Annotated in this window: 16 protein-coding genes, 1 tRNA gene and 1 pseudogene; 13 read left to right on the top strand and 5 right to left on the bottom strand. The window is 63.9% G+C overall.

Annotation, left to right across the window (positions count from 1 at the left end):
- Positions 1–31 precede the first annotated feature (31 nt).
- A pseudogene (locus ACIQXM_RS07880) lies at positions 32–481 on the bottom strand (SRPBCC family protein); the annotation flags it as partial.
- 199 nt (positions 482–680) lie between these two features.
- Between ACIQXM_RS07880 and ACIQXM_RS07885 the strand changes: the two are divergent.
- A complete protein-coding gene (locus ACIQXM_RS07885; protein WP_400930082.1) occupies positions 681–1,178 on the top strand; it encodes a Dps family protein in 498 nt (165 codons plus the stop codon).
- A gap of 61 nt (positions 1,179–1,239) precedes the next feature.
- Here ACIQXM_RS07885 and ACIQXM_RS07890 read toward each other — a convergent pair whose 3' ends face one another.
- Entirely contained in the window at positions 1,240–1,944 is a 705-nt protein-coding gene (locus tag ACIQXM_RS07890) for a FadR/GntR family transcriptional regulator (RefSeq protein WP_400930085.1), read from the bottom strand.
- 207 nt (positions 1,945–2,151) lie between these two features.
- Between ACIQXM_RS07890 and ACIQXM_RS07895 the strand changes: the two genes are divergently transcribed.
- The 4 genes from ACIQXM_RS07895 to ACIQXM_RS07910 all read left to right on the top strand — a co-directional run bounded on the left by ACIQXM_RS07895 (position 2,152) and on the right by ACIQXM_RS07910 (position 6,850).
- On the top strand, positions 2,152–2,670 hold the full coding sequence (locus tag ACIQXM_RS07895) for a gluconokinase (RefSeq protein WP_400930088.1): 519 nt from the start codon (positions 2,152–2,154) through the stop codon (positions 2,668–2,670).
- Between the two features lie 68 nt (positions 2,671–2,738).
- The gene (locus ACIQXM_RS07900) at positions 2,739–4,139 is read left to right on the top strand and encodes a GntP family permease (protein WP_400930091.1); all 1,401 of its coding nucleotides are present in this window, start codon (positions 2,739–2,741) and stop codon (positions 4,137–4,139) included.
- A 148-nt stretch (positions 4,140–4,287) separates the two neighbouring features.
- Positions 4,288–5,061 carry a metal-dependent hydrolase gene (locus ACIQXM_RS07905; RefSeq protein ID WP_400930094.1) on the top strand — a complete coding sequence of 258 codons (774 nt, stop codon included), beginning with the start codon at positions 4,288–4,290 and terminating at the stop codon, positions 5,059–5,061.
- 58 nt (positions 5,062–5,119) lie between these two features.
- Complete coding sequence (locus ACIQXM_RS07910; RefSeq protein ID WP_400930097.1) at positions 5,120–6,850, top strand: cation:proton antiporter; 1,731 nt, start codon at positions 5,120–5,122, stop codon at positions 6,848–6,850.
- A gap of 42 nt (positions 6,851–6,892) precedes the next feature.
- Here the strand turns inward: ACIQXM_RS07910 and ACIQXM_RS07915 are convergent, their stop codons facing one another.
- On the bottom strand, positions 6,893–7,258 hold the full coding sequence (locus ACIQXM_RS07915) for a VOC family protein (protein ID WP_400930100.1): 366 nt from the start codon (positions 7,256–7,258) through the stop codon (positions 6,893–6,895).
- Between the two features lie 62 nt (positions 7,259–7,320).
- The gene (locus tag ACIQXM_RS07920) at positions 7,321–8,130 is read right to left on the bottom strand and encodes a LysR family transcriptional regulator substrate-binding protein (RefSeq protein WP_400930103.1); all 810 of its coding nucleotides are present in this window, start codon (positions 8,128–8,130) and stop codon (positions 7,321–7,323) included.
- 102 nt (positions 8,131–8,232) lie between these two features.
- On the opposite strand from ACIQXM_RS07920, the gene ACIQXM_RS07925 reads away from it, so the two are divergent.
- Positions 8,233–8,652, top strand: a complete 420-nt coding sequence (locus ACIQXM_RS07925) for a DUF5997 family protein (protein ID WP_400930106.1) — start codon at positions 8,233–8,235, stop codon at positions 8,650–8,652.
- 186 nt (positions 8,653–8,838) lie between these two features.
- Here ACIQXM_RS07925 and ACIQXM_RS07930 read toward each other — a convergent pair.
- Positions 8,839–8,921, bottom strand: a tRNA-Leu gene (locus ACIQXM_RS07930).
- A 377-nt stretch (positions 8,922–9,298) separates the two neighbouring features.
- Here ACIQXM_RS07930 and ACIQXM_RS07935 point away from each other — a divergent pair.
- The 7 genes from ACIQXM_RS07935 to pknB are packed head-to-tail and all read left to right on the top strand — an operon-like array spanning position 9,299 to position 18,803.
- A complete protein-coding gene (locus ACIQXM_RS07935; protein ID WP_400930109.1) occupies positions 9,299–10,033 on the top strand; it encodes an FhaA domain-containing protein in 735 nt (244 codons plus the stop codon).
- Positions 10,033–10,518 (top strand): FHA domain-containing protein, encoded by a 486-nt coding sequence (locus tag ACIQXM_RS07940; RefSeq protein ID WP_400930112.1) that lies wholly within the window; start codon positions 10,033–10,035, stop codon positions 10,516–10,518. Before ACIQXM_RS07935 ends, ACIQXM_RS07940 begins: the two co-directional genes overlap by 1 nt.
- Before the next feature lie 44 nt (positions 10,519–10,562).
- Positions 10,563–12,059 carry a PP2C family protein-serine/threonine phosphatase gene (locus tag ACIQXM_RS07945; protein WP_400930115.1) on the top strand — a complete coding sequence of 499 codons (1,497 nt, stop codon included), beginning with the start codon at positions 10,563–10,565 and terminating at the stop codon, positions 12,057–12,059.
- Positions 12,059–13,477: an FtsW/RodA/SpoVE family cell cycle protein gene (locus ACIQXM_RS07950; protein ID WP_400930118.1), complete on the top strand. Its 1,419-nt coding sequence runs from the start codon at positions 12,059–12,061 to the stop codon at positions 13,475–13,477. The genes ACIQXM_RS07945 and ACIQXM_RS07950 overlap by 1 nt, the downstream gene beginning before the upstream one ends.
- Positions 13,474–14,928 (top strand): peptidoglycan D,D-transpeptidase FtsI family protein, encoded by a 1,455-nt coding sequence (locus tag ACIQXM_RS07955; RefSeq protein WP_400930121.1) that lies wholly within the window; start codon positions 13,474–13,476, stop codon positions 14,926–14,928. Before ACIQXM_RS07950 ends, ACIQXM_RS07955 begins: the two co-directional genes overlap by 4 nt.
- Positions 14,925–16,823: a protein kinase gene (locus tag ACIQXM_RS07960; RefSeq protein WP_400930124.1), complete on the top strand. Its 1,899-nt coding sequence runs from the start codon at positions 14,925–14,927 to the stop codon at positions 16,821–16,823. Before ACIQXM_RS07955 ends, ACIQXM_RS07960 begins: the two co-directional genes overlap by 4 nt.
- Before the next feature lie 6 nt (positions 16,824–16,829).
- Positions 16,830–18,803, top strand: a complete 1,974-nt coding sequence (pknB, locus tag ACIQXM_RS07965) for a Stk1 family PASTA domain-containing Ser/Thr kinase (RefSeq protein WP_400930127.1) — start codon at positions 16,830–16,832, stop codon at positions 18,801–18,803.
- Positions 18,804–18,805: the final 2 nt, after the last annotated feature.

The raw sequence follows: 18,805 nt of genomic DNA on the forward strand, positions 1-18,805 counted from the left end.
GCGCAGACGCTGCGTCCGCCGCCGTCGGCGGTGCATCGATATTGCCCCGCCAGGAGCCCGTGGCGCTCCCCTTGCTCTCAATGAATTCCTTGAACCGTTTGAGATCTGACTTGACCTGACGGTCGTCCGCCCCCACCACGGAACCCACCTTTTCAATAAAGGTTTCCGGATCCCAGTCCAGCTGCACGCTCACGCGGGTTTCCGCGTCGCCAAGCCGGTGGAAGGTCACCACTCCGGCATGGGATGTTCCGTCGGTACTCTTCCAGGCCACCCGCTCGTCCGGATGCTGTTCGGTGATTTCCGTGTCGAAAACGCGCTCGACGCCGCCAATTTTGGTCACCCAGTGGTTCTGGGTTTCCGAAGCCTGTGTGATGGATACAACTCCGCCCATAAACTGGGGAAACGACTCAAACTGTGTCCACTGGTTGTAAGCGGTGGACACGGGAACTGCAACATCTATGGATTCTTCTACGGTGGTCATGAAGGTCCCTCCGGTAGTCGGATCGTGCCTGGCGGAAGCCCTTGCTCTGCCTCCGGGCCCCTCACGTTACCCAACGGACCTGCGGACTTCAACCAGAAGGTAAGGTTGCTTAGGTTGGCGCTTGCCGCGGCTCCGGAAACGGAAATCCGCACCTTGCAGGCGTCTTGCGTCAACATATTTCGTCACTATTGGAGGAAACGTGAAGGCATCTAAAGAACTGACCACCAATCTTCAGGCCGTCCTGGTGGACCTCATTGAGCTGCATCTGCAGGGCAAGCAGGCGCATTGGAACGTTGTGGGCAAGAACTTCCGCGACCTTCACCTGCAGCTCGATGAAATCATCGAGGACGCCCGCGCGTTCGCCGATGAGCTGGCCGAGCGCATGCGCGCCCTGCAGGCCGTCCCCGACGGCCGGAGCATTGCAGTGGCCGAGGGCACCTCGCTGGCTCCGTTCCCCGCCGGACTGGTGGACACCAAGGACACCGTGACCCTGACCGTGGCCATGCTGAACGCAGCCGTGGGCACCATGCGCAAGGTCCACGATCAGGTGGATGAAGAAGACCCCACCACCGCGGATCTGCTGCACGGCTTCATCAGCAAGCTGGAGCAGTACGCCTGGATGGTGGATGCCGAGAACATCAAGGCCACGGCAGTTGTGGTCACCCCGGAGGACGCCAACACCGAGGCAACGGTCTAGCACCGCGGCTCCGCGGCCGGCTCATCCCTAGGGAGGAGCCGGCCGCAGTTGTGTCCGGGCACTAAACCATGGCCGCCCGGACTTCTTCCATCAGGATGGCCATCTCTTCCATGGCCACGCCGTCGTTGCCCTCGGCCACAGCCTGCGCAACGCGCTCGTGGCCCTGCAGCGCCACTTCACGCGGATGATCGGGCATCCTGCCCTGCCTGGTGCGCCCTGTGAGCACTGCAGCCACCACCTCGTCGAGAGAAGCAAACATTTCATTGCCGCTGGAGCGCAGCAGAAGCTTATGGAAGGCAATATCTGCGGCGAGGAAGTCATCGAGACTGCCCTGTTCGCCCAGTATCCGCATCCGTCCGGCAAGTTCCACCAGCGCCTTGCGCTCCTGGGCCCCGGCATACCGGGCGGCTCCGGCCGCCGCCATGGGTTCCACCGCCACCCGCAGCTCGGTGAGCGTCCTGAACTGGCTGTCGCGTCCCGGACCGTCCAGCCGCCAGCGGATAATGCGGGAATCAAAAACGCTCCACAGCGACGGGTCCTGCACCACAATTCCAACGCGCCGCTTGGAGTACACCAGGTTCATGGATTCCAGGATGCGCATGCAGTCCCGCACTACGGTGCGGGAAACACTGAATTCCTCCTGCAGGCCCTCCAGCGTCAGCCGGTCCCCGGGAAGCAGCTCACCGGCCACGATATCGGCCCCGATGGCGTCAATGATGGCTCCGTTCATGACGGTTGCTGCCGGTCTGGCCCCGTTGCTGTCCACGCTGTTCCTCTGACTTTCCCAAACGTGCAGTCCGCACCCGGCTGATAAAGACCGTCTTCCGCATCGGTGATGACCGAAATCTACAATCGACAAGCCTAGCGCGGCAATGGTGTTATCAATCACGCATATGGTGATACCTTTGTGCAGCAAGATCACTTCGGAGGAGGCTCAACGGCTTCCCGCGACAACGGCGTCCCAAGGAGAAACATGAGCCCCGTCCCCCAGCACCTCGTCATCATGGGTGTGTCCGGTTCCGGCAAAACCACCATCTCCACGCTGCTCTCAGAGCACCTGGGCTGGATAGCCGCTGAAGCCGATGAGTTCCATCCGGAGGCCAACATTGCCAAAATGTCCTCCGGCACACCGCTGACAGATGATGACCGGTGGCCGTGGCTGGACTCGATCAAGAACTGGATGGACACGCAGGCCGAAAACGGGCGGTCAACCATCGTCACGTGTTCCGCGCTGAAGCGGGTGTACCGGGATGTCCTGGGCGCAGCTGCCGGCCAGGTGCACTTTGTCCACCTCAACGGCAGCGCAGATGTGCTTCGGGAACGAATGAAGACCCGAAGCGGCCACTTCATGCCGCCGTCGCTGCTGCCCTCCCAGATCAATACCCTGGAACCGCTCGCCGACGACGAACCGGGCATCGTCGTCGACATCCTCCACTCCCCCGCGGAGCTTGCCGATGAAATCCTGAACCGGCTTCATCTGCCCGCCAACTAACCCCTCTTCCGGCACCCCGTGCCGCAGCCAGACATCTCAGTCACTCATTTAGTAACGGAGCTAAACCCATGACAATTGAAGGCTGGTCCCAAACCCTTGGTGCGGGTCCCCTCCTCCTGATCGCGGCAGGAGCCATTGCGCTGCTGCTGTTCCTGATCCTGAAACTACGCCTGCACGCGTTTGTCTCGCTGATCCTGGTCAGCCTGCTGACCGCTTTCGCCACCGGCATTCCCACGGCCAGCGTGGTTAGCGTGCTGACCACCAGCTTCGGCAACACGCTGGCAACGGTCGCCCTGCTCGTGGGTCTGGGCGCCATGCTCGGCCGCCTGGTGGAAACCAGCGGCGGTGCCAAGGTGCTCGCCGAAACCCTCATCCGGGTCTTCGGTGAAAAACGCGCTCCCTTCGCCCTCGGCGTTGCATCCCTGATCTTCGGCTTCCCCATCTTCTTTGACGCCGGCCTCGTGGTCATGCTGCCGGTGGTCTTCTCCGTAGCCCGGAGGCTCGGCGGAGGTGTGCTTCGCTACGGCCTTCCCGCCGCGGGCGCCTTCTCGGTCATGCACGTCTTTGTTCCGCCGCATCCGGGTCCGGTCACCGCTTCCGGGTTCTTTGACGCCAACATCGGCGTGGTCCTGATCCTGGGCCTCATCATTGCCCTGCCCACCTGGTACGTCACGTCGTACCTGTTTGGCCTGTGGACCGGAAAACGCTTTGTGCTGCCGGTTCCGGCCATCCTGGGCGAAATGAATGAAGACGACGTAAAGAACCCGCCAAAGTTCGGCACCGTAGTTGCCGTCCTGCTGCTGCCCCTGGTCCTCATCTTCCTGAACACCGGGCTCAACACGCTCTCTTCAGCCGGCGTTGTTTCCGAACAGGCCGCCGGGCAGCCCTGGTATGCCCTGCTGCGCACCCTGGGTGAAACACCGGTGGCTCTGCTGATCTCCCTCCTCGTGGCTGCTGTGGTTCTGGGCGCCCGGCGCGGAGAATCCAAGACAGCCATCGAGAAGGTGCTGGAGTCCGCCCTGGGCCCGGTGTGTTCGGTCATCCTGATCACCGGTGCCGGCGGCATGTTCGGCGGTGTCCTGCGCACCTCGGGAATCGGCGATGCCCTCGGAGACGTACTCAGCGACCTGGGCGTGCCCCTGATCCTGGCCGGCTTCCTGATCGCCGCCATCCTGCGCATCGCCCAGGGTTCGGCAACCGTTGCACTGACCACTGCGGCGGCCCTGATTGCTCCCGGGGTCCTGGAGTCGGGCTACAACACGGTGCAGATTGCCGCCATGGTGGTGGCTGTCGCCGCCGGTTCAGTGGTGGTCAGCCACGTGAACGACTCCGGTTTCTGGCTGGTGGGCCGTTTCATGGGCATGGACGTCAAAACCACCCTGAAAACGTGGACCGTGCTGGAAACGCTGATCGGTGTCATGGGCTTCGCCCTGGCGGCAGCGGCCTTCGGTTTGGCTTCGCTGGCCTAGCCGGCCTAACCAGCACACGACGACGGCGGGGCACCTTCGCGGGTGCCCCGCCGTCGTCGTGTCCGCAGTGTCAGAGGCGCATGAAAACATGAGAAGTTACGAAATTTTTCGGTGTGCTCCACCGCCCTAGGGAAGGACCCCACGCACCATGATGGGTGGTCATCACGCAGCATCAGGCGCCGCAGCCTGGATAGCTGTTGCTTCAACCGCACCGCACGCCCTTGGCTGGTATCCGGTAACCCCGCTGGGCGTGGTCACCGGCGCGCTGCTGACTGCCGGAGCTGCACTGCTGCCGGATCTAGACCACCACAGCGGGACGATCGCCCATTCGCTGCCGCCCATCACCAAAATCCTGGCCCGCATCACCGAACAAATCAGCGGAGGGCACCGCCGCGGAACCCACTCCCTGCTGGGCCTGGCCGTCTTTGTGGCACTGTCCACCGCCCTGGGAAAAGTCACCGCGGTGGTCCCTGTCTTCGGGTCCGTCGCCGTCGGGGCCGGCGTGCTGTCAGTCCTGCTCATGGGATTTGCCTTGAAGGCGCTGAAGATCGCGGGCGGACCCGGCCGCAGCTGGCTGCTGGCGCTGGCCCTGTCCGCTTTCATTGCCGTCTACGCACCGGAAAACAATGACTGGCTGCCCGTCGCCGTCGGACTTGGCGTGGCCGTGCACATCCTGGGGGATCTGCTGACCCATCAGGGCGTCATGATCCTGTGGCCGCTGCGGATCAAGCGTCCCCGGTCCCTGGTGGGCGTTCCCGTGGTGAACAAGCTCTGGCGCAGCAGCGGCAGCATGTCCATTCCACTGATCGGCGCTGCCGGTTCCTGGCGGGAATGGGCACTGATGGTGCCGGTCACGGTGTACGCCATCTACGGAGTGGTCTATGACTCCTTTATGACGCTGAGCCAATGGGCGTCCGCTTAGAGCTGACCCGCCGCGCCGACTTTCCAACCGTTCACTGCTGTGAACCATAATGGTCTCTGTGGAACTAGCCCTGTTTGCTGTCATCGGCGTGGCTGTTATCGTCACCGTCGCCGCGTTTTCCAAGAGGCTCGGCATTGCCGCGCCCCTGATCCTGGTGGTGGTGGGGCTCGGGCTGTCCTATTTACCAGGCCTGCCAACGTTCACCGTCCCGCATGAAGTGATCCTCATGGGTGTGCTGCCCCCGCTTCTCTACGCAGCCGCAGTGAACCTGCCCGTGGTGGACTTCCGCCGCAATCTGGGCGCCATTTCCAGCCTTTCCGTCTTCCTGGTCCTGTTTTCGGCTTTCGCCACCGGCCTGCTCCTGTATATCGTCCTGCCGGACCTGAACCTTGCGGCAGCCATTGCCCTGGGTGCCGTGGTGAGCCCGCCGGACGCCGTCGCCGCCACCTCCATCGGTAAGAAACTGGGGTTGCCGCCCCGCCTGGTGACAGTGCTGGAGGGTGAGGGCCTGGTCAATGACGCGACGGCACTGGTGCTGCTGCGCTCTGCCATCGCCGCCAGTGCCGGCGGCCTGGCAAGCATCTGGGACGGCGTGGCTGACTTCGGTTTCGCAGTGGTGGCCGCCGTCGCCGTCGGCCTGCTGGTCGGGTTCGCCACGGTCTACCTCCGCTCCAAACTCCACGACCCCGTTTTGGACACGGCTATTTCCATTGTGGTGCCGTTCGTGGCCTTCATTCCGGCCGAAGAGCTGGGCGCCTCCGGTGTGCTGGCTGTAGTGGTTGCCGGCCTCTACACAGGTCACCGCTCAGGCTCCGCCTTCAGTGCGCAGGCGCGCATTAATGACAGCGTCAATTGGCACACCATCCAGTTCCTGCTGGAAAACGGCGTGTTCCTGCTCATGGGACTGGAAATCCGCTATTTGGTGGAGAACATTGACCCCGAGCTGCTGACGGTGCGCGAATCCGTAGTGATCGGCTTGGGCGTCACCGCACTGCTGATTGCCGTCCGCTTCCTGTGGATGGGGCCCCTGATTCTGGTGCTGCGGGCAAAAGTGGAACACCAGGAGCGGCGCACCACCCGGTTCCGGGCTGCCCTGGACAGCCTGAAGGCGCAGGGGCTGCCCGACGAGCGTACCCAGCGACGCCATAAGCGCGGCGAGTCGATCTACCGGCGGCGGCGGGCGGACATCGCGCAGCTGCGCAAGGAAGGCCTGGACTGGCGCGGCGGTGTCGTCATCGGCTGGTCGGGCATGCGCGGCGTGGTGACGTTGGCTGCGGCGCAGTCCCTGCCCGAATCAACCCCCTACCGGGAACAGCTCGTCCTGATCGCTTTCACGGTGGCAGTGGTGACCCTCCTCCTGCAGGGTGGGACCCTGCCCTGGGTCATCAAGGCGCTCGGCGTCCGGGGCCGCAACGCCGCCGAGGACCAGCGCGACCTGGCAACGCTGCTGGACCAGATCAGCGATGCGGGCCTGATGGTTCTGGAAAACCCCGCCATCTGCCTGAACTCGGATGTGGATGTGGACCCGGACGTAGTGGAACGCGTGCGCCAAAGCACCTTCCTGCGCAGCGAACTGGCCTGGGAGCGGGTCAAGGCGCTGGGTATCGGCACCTCGGCCACCCCCCAGCTTCAGTACCGCGAACTGCGGCGTGCCGTCGTGGAAGCCGAACGGGAAGCTCTGCTGCTGGCCCGCCGGGAGGGGCGTTTCCCCTCCCGCACCCTCGCCGATGCCCAGCGCCTGCTGGATGTGGAGGAGACCCGGCTGCGGCCGCGCGTGGGCGAACGGTGACCGCGGTCCGCTCGGGCCTGCCCCTGGCCCGGAGAGTGCATCTCAGTCCTGGTGCAGCTGGATGTAGTTGCCGCAGCCGTCGTCGAACACTGCCCTGGTGCCCATCGCGTCGCTTTCCGGCGGCCCGGTAAAACGGACGCCGAGGGCGCCGAGCCGCTCCGTTTCAGCTACAACGTCGTCCACACCCAGGACGAGGGCGGGCAGGCCGAGGTCATAGACTCCGCTGCGGTAGGCCTCGGCCACAGGATTGTCGCTGGGCTCCAGCAACAATCCCGGGCCGGCCGGAATCCCGGGCGCCTGGACAACAAAGAGGTTGTACTCGGGCATCACCATCAGTGGTTCAAAGCCCAGCGTGCCGGTGTAAAAGTCAAAGGCCGCTGCCGGATCCGTCACATGGATGCTGCTCATTTTTACGCGCATGCGCGAAAGGCTACCGCGTTGTCCGCGCGGCGTGACCGTCGATCCGAATATTAACGGCTCCGGCGCGGCTTGCCGCTCTTGCCGGTTCCCTTACTGCCCGGGCCTGCCTTTCCAGACGACCCTTTGGTGCCCGAGGTCCCCTTGGCGCCGGCACCGCCCTTGGCGCCGCCGCGTCCGCCGGATCTGCCCGCAGTACCGGGCTTTTCTCCGCTCCTGCCCTGGCGTTCCTTGGTCCGCTGCCGGGCCGTGGTCTTTTGCTCGGCCTGGACCGAGGGCTGCCGGGAACTGTTGGCAGTGCGCCCACGCACAATGCCCACAAACTCCTCAATACCCTCGTCTTCGGATCCCTCCAGCCAGGCAACGGCAATACGGGTAGCCGGGACCCCCGTCAGCGGGCGGGAAACGACGTCGCGCCGGGAATACAGCTTGGCCACGGACATCGGCAGGATGAGCAGGCCAGCTCCGGAGGCCACCACTTCCATTCCGACGTCGGTGCCTCCCATCTCCTTTAAGTCCAGCACGTTCTCACCGGCCAGATCCGACACATCCAGCTCGTCAAAAGCTGCGACGGCGGAATCCTTGGCCGCGGCCACCACGGGCCGTTCCTCATAGAGGGGAATAACGCTCAGGTCCGCGGGCCGGATGAACCCTTCTTCCGGAAGGCGCACAAACACCAGGTCCGCCCGGCCGGCGCGCAGGTCATCCCAGACGGCGTCTTCGCCGCACTGATAGGCGTGGACCTCGCGGTCCTTCCGCTCCGTCCACCGGCCGATCCATTTTCCGGGCGTCACTCCGGGAACATAGCCCAGCGTCAGCGGACGAGCTGCAGGGGCCTGGCGGGGGGAGAAGTCTGTTGGCACCTTTTCAGATTAGCCCAGCACACTCCCACCGGTTTTCAGCCCCACTCTCCTCCATATACCCCCGGCGCCCGCACGGTTGCCCGTGCCGGATATCCTTGGAAGATGACTTCCGAGAAATCCCAATCCATGAAACCTGCCACGGCAGCCAAGAAACTGGGCATTTATCTGCCCGCAGCGCCGCAGGAGTTCCAGGACGGGCCCATTTCCCGCGCCCAGTTCGACGAACTTCAGGCCAATCCTCCCGAATGGCTCGTTGAACTGCGCCGCAACGGCCCCCACCCGCGCCCCGTGGTGGCCCAGAAGCTCAACATCTCCATCAGCGGCCTGACCCGTTCAGGGATTACGGACGCCCTGACCACCGCGCAGATCACCGAGCTGCTGGCCGCGCCGCCGGCCTGGCTCGTGGAAGAGCGGGCCAGCTTTGCCGCTGTCCGCGAGGAAGCCAAGCGCGTGAAGGAAGCTGACGCAAAGAAGGCGCGCAAGGCTGCACAGGCGGAGCAGCAGGCCAACAAGCAGGCCTAACCGTACTTAGCTTTAACTGCAGCAGGCCCGCCGGTGACCGGCGGGCCTGCTGCAGTTAAAGCCAAATGCGCCGCGTTCTGGTGTGTCCGGCCGCTGCGGTCCCCTCCCGTGAAGACCCGCCGGCCGAATAGTGGCCAGGGCATAAAAAAATCACCCCGGTTTATTCAACCGGGGTGATTCTTTTTGTGCGCGAGGGGGGATTTGAACCCCCACGCCCTTTCGGACACTGGCACCTGAAGCCAGCGCGTCTGCCGTTCCGCCACTCGCGCTAAATGGTTTCCCGCGGAAAGTGTGCGTTCAGTCTCACGACCGTCTGCGTCTCGATTCCTCGGGAACAGCAGAATCAAGCATACCCACATTTTGGCCAAACACCTAAACGGGGCATCAAGTGCACCTAAATCCCCGTCCTGACAAGGATTTTCTCTCCCACGGCGACCCCAGTGCCCGCCGTCGGGCACCTCGACAGGGGCCAGCCCGAGACGGATTCGCCGTGGGACAACGCCGTGCGGCCGTTAGGCACTTTATCGGGAGGGGACAGTACTATCGAAGTGGACCTGTATATCTTTGGCCTGCCCTGGTGCGCGTCACACAGGGCCACACGCTACCGCCGGAAAATCCGGACAGAATCCTAGGGAAGGAGGCGATCATGGGCTTGCTCGATAACGTTGAACGCGGAATCGAAAAGGTTGTGCGGGGTGCCTTCTCTACGGGCTCCTCCGGGCGGGTTGAACCCCTTGAACTTGCCATCGCACTGCGGCGGGAACTGGACGAGCGCTGTTTCACAGTAGGCCAGGGCCGCACTCTTGCCCCCAATGTCTTCACGGCCCGCCTGTCCGACTCCGACTTTAAGCGTGCCCAGGAATGGGGCGCCCCACTGGCGGAAGAACTGTGCGACGTCGTCATCAAGCATGCACGAAGCCAGTCCTACACTCTGCAGGGACCCGTACGGGTGTCCTTCACCCGCGACTCCGCACTGAAAGCCGGCGTGCTTGAAGTGGACTCCGCCACGGAGAAGGCCGGAACTCCGGCGCCGTCAGCGCACCAGGCGGCCCCTCCAACGCCCCGGCAGGTACCGGCACGCATGCAGCCTGTCCTGGACATTGACGGGCAGCGGTATTCACTGAATGCTCCTGCCGTTGTGCTTGGACGGTCCTCCGAGGCCGATATCCTCGTAGATGACACCGGCGTGTCCCGCCGGCATCTTGAAATCCGCACCGAAAACGGTGTCAGCCGCGCCATCGACCTCGGTTCCACGAACGGAAGCTTCGTCAACGGCCAGAGAGTACAAGGGGAAGCAGATCTTACGGATGGCTCAACTATTGCCATGGGTCGCACCCGCATCACCTTCCGGCTCCTTCCCGCACGTTCCGGGGGGCGCTAATGGAAGGTGAATTGATTGTGACCCTGCTCCGGTACGGGTTCCTGCTTCTGCTCTGGCTGATGGTGATCAGCGTTGTCGGCGCTATCCGCCGTGACCTGGTGGTTGGCAGCCGCAACCGCACCGGAACGCCCACCGCCCGGCAGATCCGAAAGAACCCCGAACTGGAAAAGCAGGCTCCGGCGCCTGCCCGAGTTGCCGCCCGCCAGGTTGTCGTCACCGAAGGGCCGCTGCGCGGGACCACCCTTGAGCTGGCCTCCAGCCCCATCCTCCTCGGCCGCGCCCAGGAAGCAACCCTCGTGCTGGAAGACGACTATGCTTCCGGACGCCACGCCCGCCTGTTCCCCCAGGGCAGCCGCTGGTTCATCGAGGACCTCGGTTCCACCAACGGCACCTTCCTCGGCGGCAGCCAGCTGACGCGCGCGCTGCCGGTGGAGCCCGGCGTTCCCATCCGCATCGGCAAGACGGTCCTTGAGTTGAGGCCTTAGCAGTGGCTCTGGTTCTCAATTACGCGGCACGGTCCGACGTAGGCATGGTTCGTCTGAAAAACGACGACTCGGCCTATGTCGGCCGCTACTTGGCCGTAGTAGCCGACGGCATGGGAGGCCATGCCGGCGGTAACGTCGCCTCTGCCTCCACTGTGCTCGATCTGGTTCACCTGGACCGTGAAGACCACGACGGCGAGGCACTCACCGTTCTCGCGGATGAGATCCAGGCGGCGAATTCGCTGCTTTCCGAGTTGGTCACCACCAGCCCCCAGCTGTCCGGCATGGGAACCACAGTCACCGCCCTGCTGCTGCACGATTCCACTTTTGCTTTGGCCCATATCGGCGATTCCCGCGCCTACCGGCTGAAGAACGGAGTCTTCGAGCAGATCAGCATTGACCACACATTCGTGCAGCGCCTGATCGACGAGGGCCGGCTGCGCCCCGAAGAAGCCGAAGTCCATCCGCACAAGAACGTCCTTATGCGGGTCCTCGGTGATGTCGACGCGAGCCCCGAACTGGACCTGGCAACCTTCAAGGTGGAACCGGGCGAGAGGTGGCTGCTCTGCTCCGACGGCCTTACTGCAGTGCTCCGGGACTCGGACATTGAAAGCGTGCTCCGGAACACGAAGGACATCCAGCGCTGCGTGGACATCCTGGTTGAGCTGACCCTTTCCGGCGGATCACCGGACAACGTGACGGTAGTCGTCCTGGAAATCGCCGAGGCGCCGGATGACTCGACGCTCCCCGCGGAGGCTGACACCGCACGCGTTCCGATCATCGGCAGTGCCGCTGACCCCTCCCGCGTCAGTGAACCGACTGCCGTTCCGCGCAGCTCTTCCCAGCCTGAGGACCCTGAAACCGGCGACGACGAACCGGCCCGGGCCGAACTGATCCGCCAGGACCTTTCCCAGCGTCCGCATGTACTTGTGGGGGCAGCCTCCCTGGCCACCGAAACCGGGCAGATTCCCATCGTCACCAAGCGCTCTGCGGAACGCCGTTCAGCGCGTCTGCTCACGCACAAGGCCGCTCCCGAAGTCGAGGCTCCTGCGCAAACGGAGCCTGCGCAGCGTCGCCGCTGGCTGGTACCCGCCTTCCTGGCGCTGATGACGGTATTGCTGGCAGCTGTCCTCTGGGTGGGTTACACCTGGACCCAAACCCGTTACTACGTCGGCGCCAGTGACAATAACGTCGCCATCTACAACGGTGTGTCCCAGTCACTCGGGCCCATTCGGCTTTCCTCCGTCACCGAAACCACCGACATTCCCGTCGACAGCCTCCCGGAATACCAGCGCAACCGGGTAGAAGGAACCATCCCGGCAAAGGACCTCCTGCACGCCGAGCAAATCGTCGAAGACCTCAGGGGAACAGCGCGCACGAGCAGCAGCTGTGCTCCTTCCGCGCCGGGAACGCCGGTCCAGGCGACACCCAGCCCGGCCCCGAGCCCCTCCGGCAATGCGGCACCCCAACCTTCGGCCTCTGCCACCCCGTCAGCCGCCGCCTCGCCTGCCGCTGATCCGGATAACTGTGGAGGACGGAAGTAATGTCCGATGTACTGACCCCGCCCAAATCGCGCCGCAATATTGAGGCTGCGCTGCTGCTGCTGGCCCTGCTGGTGGGCATCGGCGCCAACATGGTGGTTGGCCTGGACCAGGACCGGGCCTTTGACTCGGACTTCTGGACCCAGGGTGCAACACTTGTGGGCCTGGTCCTGGTCTTCCATCTCGTTCTGCGCTTCCGCGCAAAATATGCCGATCCGGTAATACTTCCGATCGTGACCGCCCTCAACGGTATTGGCCTGGCGATGATCCACCGTCTGGACATCGCTGAGGGAACCGATGCCGCCGACCGCCAGCTGCTGTGGAGTGCGGTTGCGGTAGCTGCGGCCATCGCCGTCCTTTTCCTCATCAAGGACCACCGGATCCTGCGCCGCTACACCTACATTTCACTCATCGTCAGCGGCATCCTGCTGCTGCTGCCCCTGACGCCGCTCGGCCTGGAACTCAACGGCGCACGGATCTGGATCCAGGTGCCGGGCATCGGCACGTTCCAGCCCGGTGAAATCGCCAAAATCACCCTGGCCATATTCTTTGCGGGGTATCTCTCCGCCAACCGCGACCTCATCCTGTTGGCCGGGCGCAAAGTGGGCCCGCTCCAGCTTCCGCGCCTTAAGGACCTTGGGCCCATGATGGCCGCCTGGATCGTCAGTATCGGCGTGCTGGTCTTCCAACGGGACCTCGGCTCATCAATCCTGTTCTTCGGCCTGTTCATGGCCATGATCTACGTAGCCACCAGCCGGGTCAGCTGGGTCCTGATCGGGGTTGCCCTGCTGACCGCCGGCGGATTGGCCGCCACACAGCTGTTCAGCCATGTTGCGCTGCGGATCGACGGCTGGCTCAATGCATTCGACCCGGAGGTCATCGACCGCCAGGGCGGCAGCTGGCAGGTGGTCCAGGGGCTGTTCGGCCTCGCCAGCGGCGGCCTCGCAGGCACCGGCCTGGGGCAGGGCAGGCCGGACCTCGTCACCTATGCCAACTCCGACATGATCATTGCCGCCCTGGGCGAAGAGCTCGGACTCATCGGCATCTTCGCGATCGTGCTGATGTACGTCCTGCTGGTTTCCCGCGGTTTCCGTGCGGCTCTTGGAACCCGTGACGGATTCGGAAAACTGCTGGCCTGCGGATTGTCCTTCACCATTGCGCTGCAGTGTTTCGTGGTGATCGGCGGGGTGACCCGCCTGATCCCGCTGACGGGGCTGACCACGCCGTTCATGTCCGCCGGCGGATCATCGCTGCTGGCCAACTGGATCATTGTTGCTCTGCTGCTGCTGATCTCCGAAGCCGCCCGGCGTCCGGCCGCCATGGGCCCGATGACCGGCCCCATGGTTCCGGCGCTGCCCAAATCCACAGCGGGGACGGCCCGCAAACGCACACTGAGGGAAGAGGAGGTACGCGGCTCATGAATCAAGCCATTCGGAACAGCTGGATTGTGGCCTTGTCCATGTTTATCCTCATTCTCGGTTCACTGACCTACGTCCAGTTCTTTGCGGCGGAGGACCTCAGCACCAACCCGAACAACAACCGCACCATTTACCAGGACTTCGGCCGGAACCGCGGCTCCATCCTTGTGGACGGAGTACCCATCGCCGAATCCGTGCCCTCGGGAGACCAGTTCAACTTCCAGCGGGTCTATCACCAGCCGGAGCTCTACTCCCAGCTCACCGGTTACTTTTCGCTCGTCAGCGGAGTGACCCAGCTGGAAAGCGTGATGAATGATGAGCTCACCGGTACCAGCGACCAGCAGTTCCTCGACCGTCTGGTACAGCTCGTGTCCGGCAACCAGCCGCAGGGGGCATCGGTTGAGCTGACCATCGACCCCGACCTGCAGCAAATGGCATATGACCTCATTCCGGACGGCCAAAAGGGTTCCATCGTGATGATGGAACCCAAAACCGGCAACATCCTGGCCATGGTTTCCAAACCCAGCTATGACACCAACCTGCTGGCCGGGCACGATACCAAAGTGGTGGAACAGAACATGCAGGAACTGCTGACGGTGGAAGGGCTGTCCCCCTACACGAATGCCGCCACGCAGTCGCTGCTGGCTCCCGGCTCCGTATTCAAGCTGGTCGACGCCGCTGCCGCCTTGGAATCAGGCGAATATGATGCGGATTCCGAGATCGACAACCCCAATGAGCTTCCCCTGCCGGGAACCAACGTCGCCCTGCCGAACTACACCAATGGAAACTGCGGCCTCCGCTCCCAGGCCACCATCGGCTTTGCCCTCGAGCAGTCCTGCAACACCGTGTTTGCCCAGATCGCCTGGAAACTCGGTGAAGACGCGATTGTCTCGCAGGCGGAAAAGTTCGGCTGGAACACGCCGCTCCATCTTCCGGACCGCGGCATTGACCGGGTCGTGGCCAGCGGCTTCCCCACAGAGATGGACCAGGCCCAGCTGGCACAGGCCGCCATCGGCCAGTACAGCGTCACGGCCACTCCGCTGGAGATCGCCATGATGACCTCGGCCATTGCCAACAACGGTGTCCAGATGACCCCCAACCTGATTCGGAACGTCCGGGCAGCCGACCTGTCGATCATCGACGAACCGGAACCCGATGTCCTGAATACCTCCATCAGCCCGGACACGGCACGCCAGCTCACCGACTGGATGGTGGGTGTCGTGGACAACGGCACTGCCTCCGCGGCGCAGATTCCCGGCGTGAAGGTGGCCGGAAAAACCGGAACCGCCGAGGTCCAGGACCGGGGAGACAATGCCTGGTTCACGGGCTTTGCTCCGGCTGATGACCCCGAAGTGGTGATCTCCGTCGTCATGGAAGACGTGGACCTGACTACCGGTGCCCAATTGACCACTCCAAGCGCGCAGAAACTCCTAGAGGCGGTGTTGAATAAGTGAGGCCTTCATCGGGTATCACCTTAGGCGGCAGATTCCAGCTCACCGACCGTATTGCCATCGGCGGTATGGGCGAAGTCTGGAAGGCACGGGACCTTGTCCTGGGCCGAATTGTTGCCATTAAGATCCTCAAGGAGGAGTACACCGGGGATCCCGGGTTCCTCAACAGATTCCGGGCCGAGGCACGCCACACTGCGCTGCTGAACCACGAAGGCATCGCCAACGTCTTCGATTACGGGGAAGAGGAGGGGTCCGCCTACCTGGTCATGGAACTGGTCCCCGGACTTCCGCTGTCCTCCATCATCGAACGGGACAAGAGCCTCACTCCGGACCGTACGCTCTCCATCATTGGGCAGACTGCCACTGCGCTGGCCGCTGCCCACAAGCAGGGACTGGTCCACCGGGATGTCAAGCCCGGAAACCTGCTGATCCTGCCGGACGGCAGGGTCAAAATCACTGACTTCGGCATTGCCCGGCTCGCCGACCAGGTGCCGCTGACGGCCACCGGCCAGGTCATGGGCACGGCCCAGTATTTGGCGCCCGAGCAGGCCACCGGCCAGCAGGCCACCGGTTCCAGTGACATCTACGCGCTTGGTGTCATTGGGTACGAGCTGTTGGCGGGGACCCGTCCCTTCTCCGGAGAATCGCAGATCGCGATTGCCCTGGCCCAGGTCAATGACACCCCTCCGCCGCTGCCTGAGACCATTCCGCTGCCGGTCCGTGCCTTGGTCATGTCCATGCTGGCCAAGGATCCGGCGGACCGCCCGGCAGACGCCGAGGCACTGGCCCGAGCGGTTGCCGCCATCCGCCGCGGAGACATCACCGCTGCAGAAGCTGCGGTCCCCGGAATGCTGCTGTTCGGAGGCGGCGGAGCCACAGCCGTCAACGACGCCGTGACCCAGCCCGTGCCCACGGCAGGCACCTCCGCCACCCGCGTGGTGAACACGGCTCCCTCCACCTCGGCGCTTCCCACCGTTGCCGGAGCAGCAGTGGGTGCGGACAGCGCTGCCACCGGTGAACTGGCCGCGTCCCGGGAATGGACGGACGAAGAAGTCGACGACGTCGACGGTGCCGGCAGCGACGGAACCGTCGACGACGCCAATACCACGCCCACGGCCAAGCGCCGCAGCCCGTGGACCCTTCCCCTCATTGCCCTGCTTGTGCTGCTGATCGGTGCCGGAATCGCGGCCTTCCTGCTGAGCGGGGACAGGGACAGGGATCCCGCTCCTGCCCCGACCTCCACCACCACTCAGGCGAGCCCCAGTGCAACGCCTTCGCGGAGCGCGAGCCCCAGTCAGACTCCCTCTGAGGATGCCGATGAAATCACCGTCGATCCTGCCGATTTCATAGGTCTTCCTTACGCCCAGGTCCAGTCCCTGCTGAGCGCACTGGGGCTGTCCGTCACCGGCAACCCGGTGGAATCCGCGGACGATCCCGAGGGCCAGGTTTTTGACATTGATCCTGTGGGAGTGCTCTCCCGCGGCGACCGCGTCACGGTCAGCTACTACTCCGCTCCCGCTTCTCCCTCGCCGGAACCGTCCACCTCCTCTGAGTCGCCCTCTTCCTCTGCCCCATCCATGACCACCGTGCCCGGCGGCCTCACCGGGCAGGCCAGCAGCGCGGCGGACCAGCAGATCAGCGCCGCCGGGCTGGTACCGGTCAACGGAGGAACCCGGCCTTCCGACCAGCCTGCCGGAACCGTGGTTGCCGTCAATCCGTCCGAGGGAGCGCCGGTTCCCCAGGGCTCCACCGTCACCTATTTCACCTCGGCAGGACCACAGCAGCCCGCACCTGCAGATCCCACTCCCGCACCAACACAGGTACCCACGGCTCAGTCAGAACCCACCGCTGCCTCCGTCCCGGAGCAGCCCAACAACATTGTGCCTTCGGCCGGTTAAGCGGTTATGAGCGCAGAATTCCTCAAAGGACACCCTCCACTGAATACTGAACGGGTGCTCAACGGCCGGTACGAGATCGGCGAGCTGATTGGACGCGGCGGGATGGCTGACGTCTATCTCGGCCGCGACCTCAGGCTCGGCCGTACCGTTGCCATCAAGGTTCTGCGTCCTGATCTCGCCCGCGACCCTCTTTTCCAGTCGAGGTTTCGACGTGAGGCCCAGGCTGTTGCGGGGTTGAACCATCCGTCGGTGGTCAGCGTCTACGACACCGGCAACCAGGAGTCACCGGGGTCTTCCACCGAGGATGTACGCCTGCCGTTCATCGTGATGGAGTATGTCCACGGCCGCACCCTGCGGGACCTGGTCAAAGCCAAAGAAATTAGCGTCGAAAAAGCGGTTGACTACACCCTGGGCGTCCTTTCAGCGCTCGAATACAGCCACCGCTCAGGCATCGTCCACCGGGACATCAAGCCCGCCAATGTGATGGTCACTGACGAGGGCGGCGTGAAGGTCATGGACTTCGGGATTGCCCGGGCCATGGCTGATTCGGCGGCCACCATGACCCAGACCCAGGCCGTGATCGGCACTGCGCAGTACCTCTCCCCGGAACAGGCACGCGGCGAAACCGTGGATGCCCGCAGCGACCTCTATTCAGCAGCGTGCCTGTTGTTCGAAATGCTCGCGGGACGGCCTCCGTTCATCGGTGACAGCCCGGTGTCCGTGGCGTATCAGCATGTCCGGGAAACGCCGCCGAAGGCCAGCAGCTTCAATCCGGAGATCCCTTCCTCGCTTGACGCAGTGCTGGAACGCGGACTGGCCAAGGACCGCGGAGACCGCTATCAGGATGCCCATGCCTTCCGGGAGGCGCTGTTGCGTGCCCGAAGCGGAGCCGCCGCCGAGTCGCACCCTCGCACCGAACCCACCGAAGCGCTGACGGTCTCGCCGCCCAAACGTGCCGCCGTTGAAGTCAGCCGGATTGAGGACGATCCCCGGACGCGTGCCATGGCACGGATCCTGCCGGGCCAGGAGGTTCCCCATCAGGTCCCGGAGGACCGGGACCACGACGAGGACGACGACGACGACGTTCCGGTGGCTCTTGCCATTGGCAACACCGGAGAGCGTGACCCGGACCAAAGGGCGCGCCGCCGCGCCTGGATCACCACCCTGATCATTGTGCTGGTTCTCCTGTTCGGTGCCGGTGTTGTCTTTGCCTACAACATGATGAACCCCAAGGAAACTGCCCCCGTCACGGCAACCATGCCCAGCGTCCAGTCGAAAACACAGACCGAAGCGCTGAACATCATCCTGAACGCCGGGTTCGGTGTACCGACCATTGAGCAGCACTACAGTGAAACGGTAAAACCGGGTCTGGCGATTGGTACGGAGCCCGAAGGCGGCACAGACACTCCGCTGGACCGGAAGGTCGTCCTGTACATATCCCTGGGGCCGGCCACGGTAACTGTTCCGGATAATCTCGCCGGCATGACGGAGCCCGAAGCACGCGATACCCTGCGGCGCCTGAATCTCCAGGGCGGAAGCACTGACGTAGCCAACAGTGCCACGGTTGCCCTCGGCCGGGTTCTGTACAGCACCCCCGCCGCCGGAGAGTCCGTCCCGGTGGGCACCACAGTGGATTTGGTACTGTCCACCGGCAACGTCACGGTTCCGGATGTCGTGGGCCTGCCCTTGGACACGGCGAAAGCCACGCTCGCAGCTCCTGAGTACCTGCTGACCGCAACGGTCAATGAGGTGGAAAGCTCCCTCGTGGAGCCGGGCATCGTGATGGACCAGAGCATTGGCGGCGGAATGAATGCCGAGCAGGGCAGCACCATTTCCCTAACGGTTGCCAAGGCCCCTGTCCCTCCCGCCGCTCCTACGGAAGAACCGTCGCCGAGCGCCAGTGCCTCCCCGGAGCCGACGACGACGCCATCCCCGTCGCCGTCGACGTCACCGGCTAAGAAGAAAAAGGACGACGACTAGCC

The organism is Arthrobacter sp. NPDC097144, from assembly GCF_044762205.1.
Lineage (GTDB): Bacteria > Actinomycetota > Actinomycetes > Actinomycetales > Micrococcaceae > Arthrobacter_B.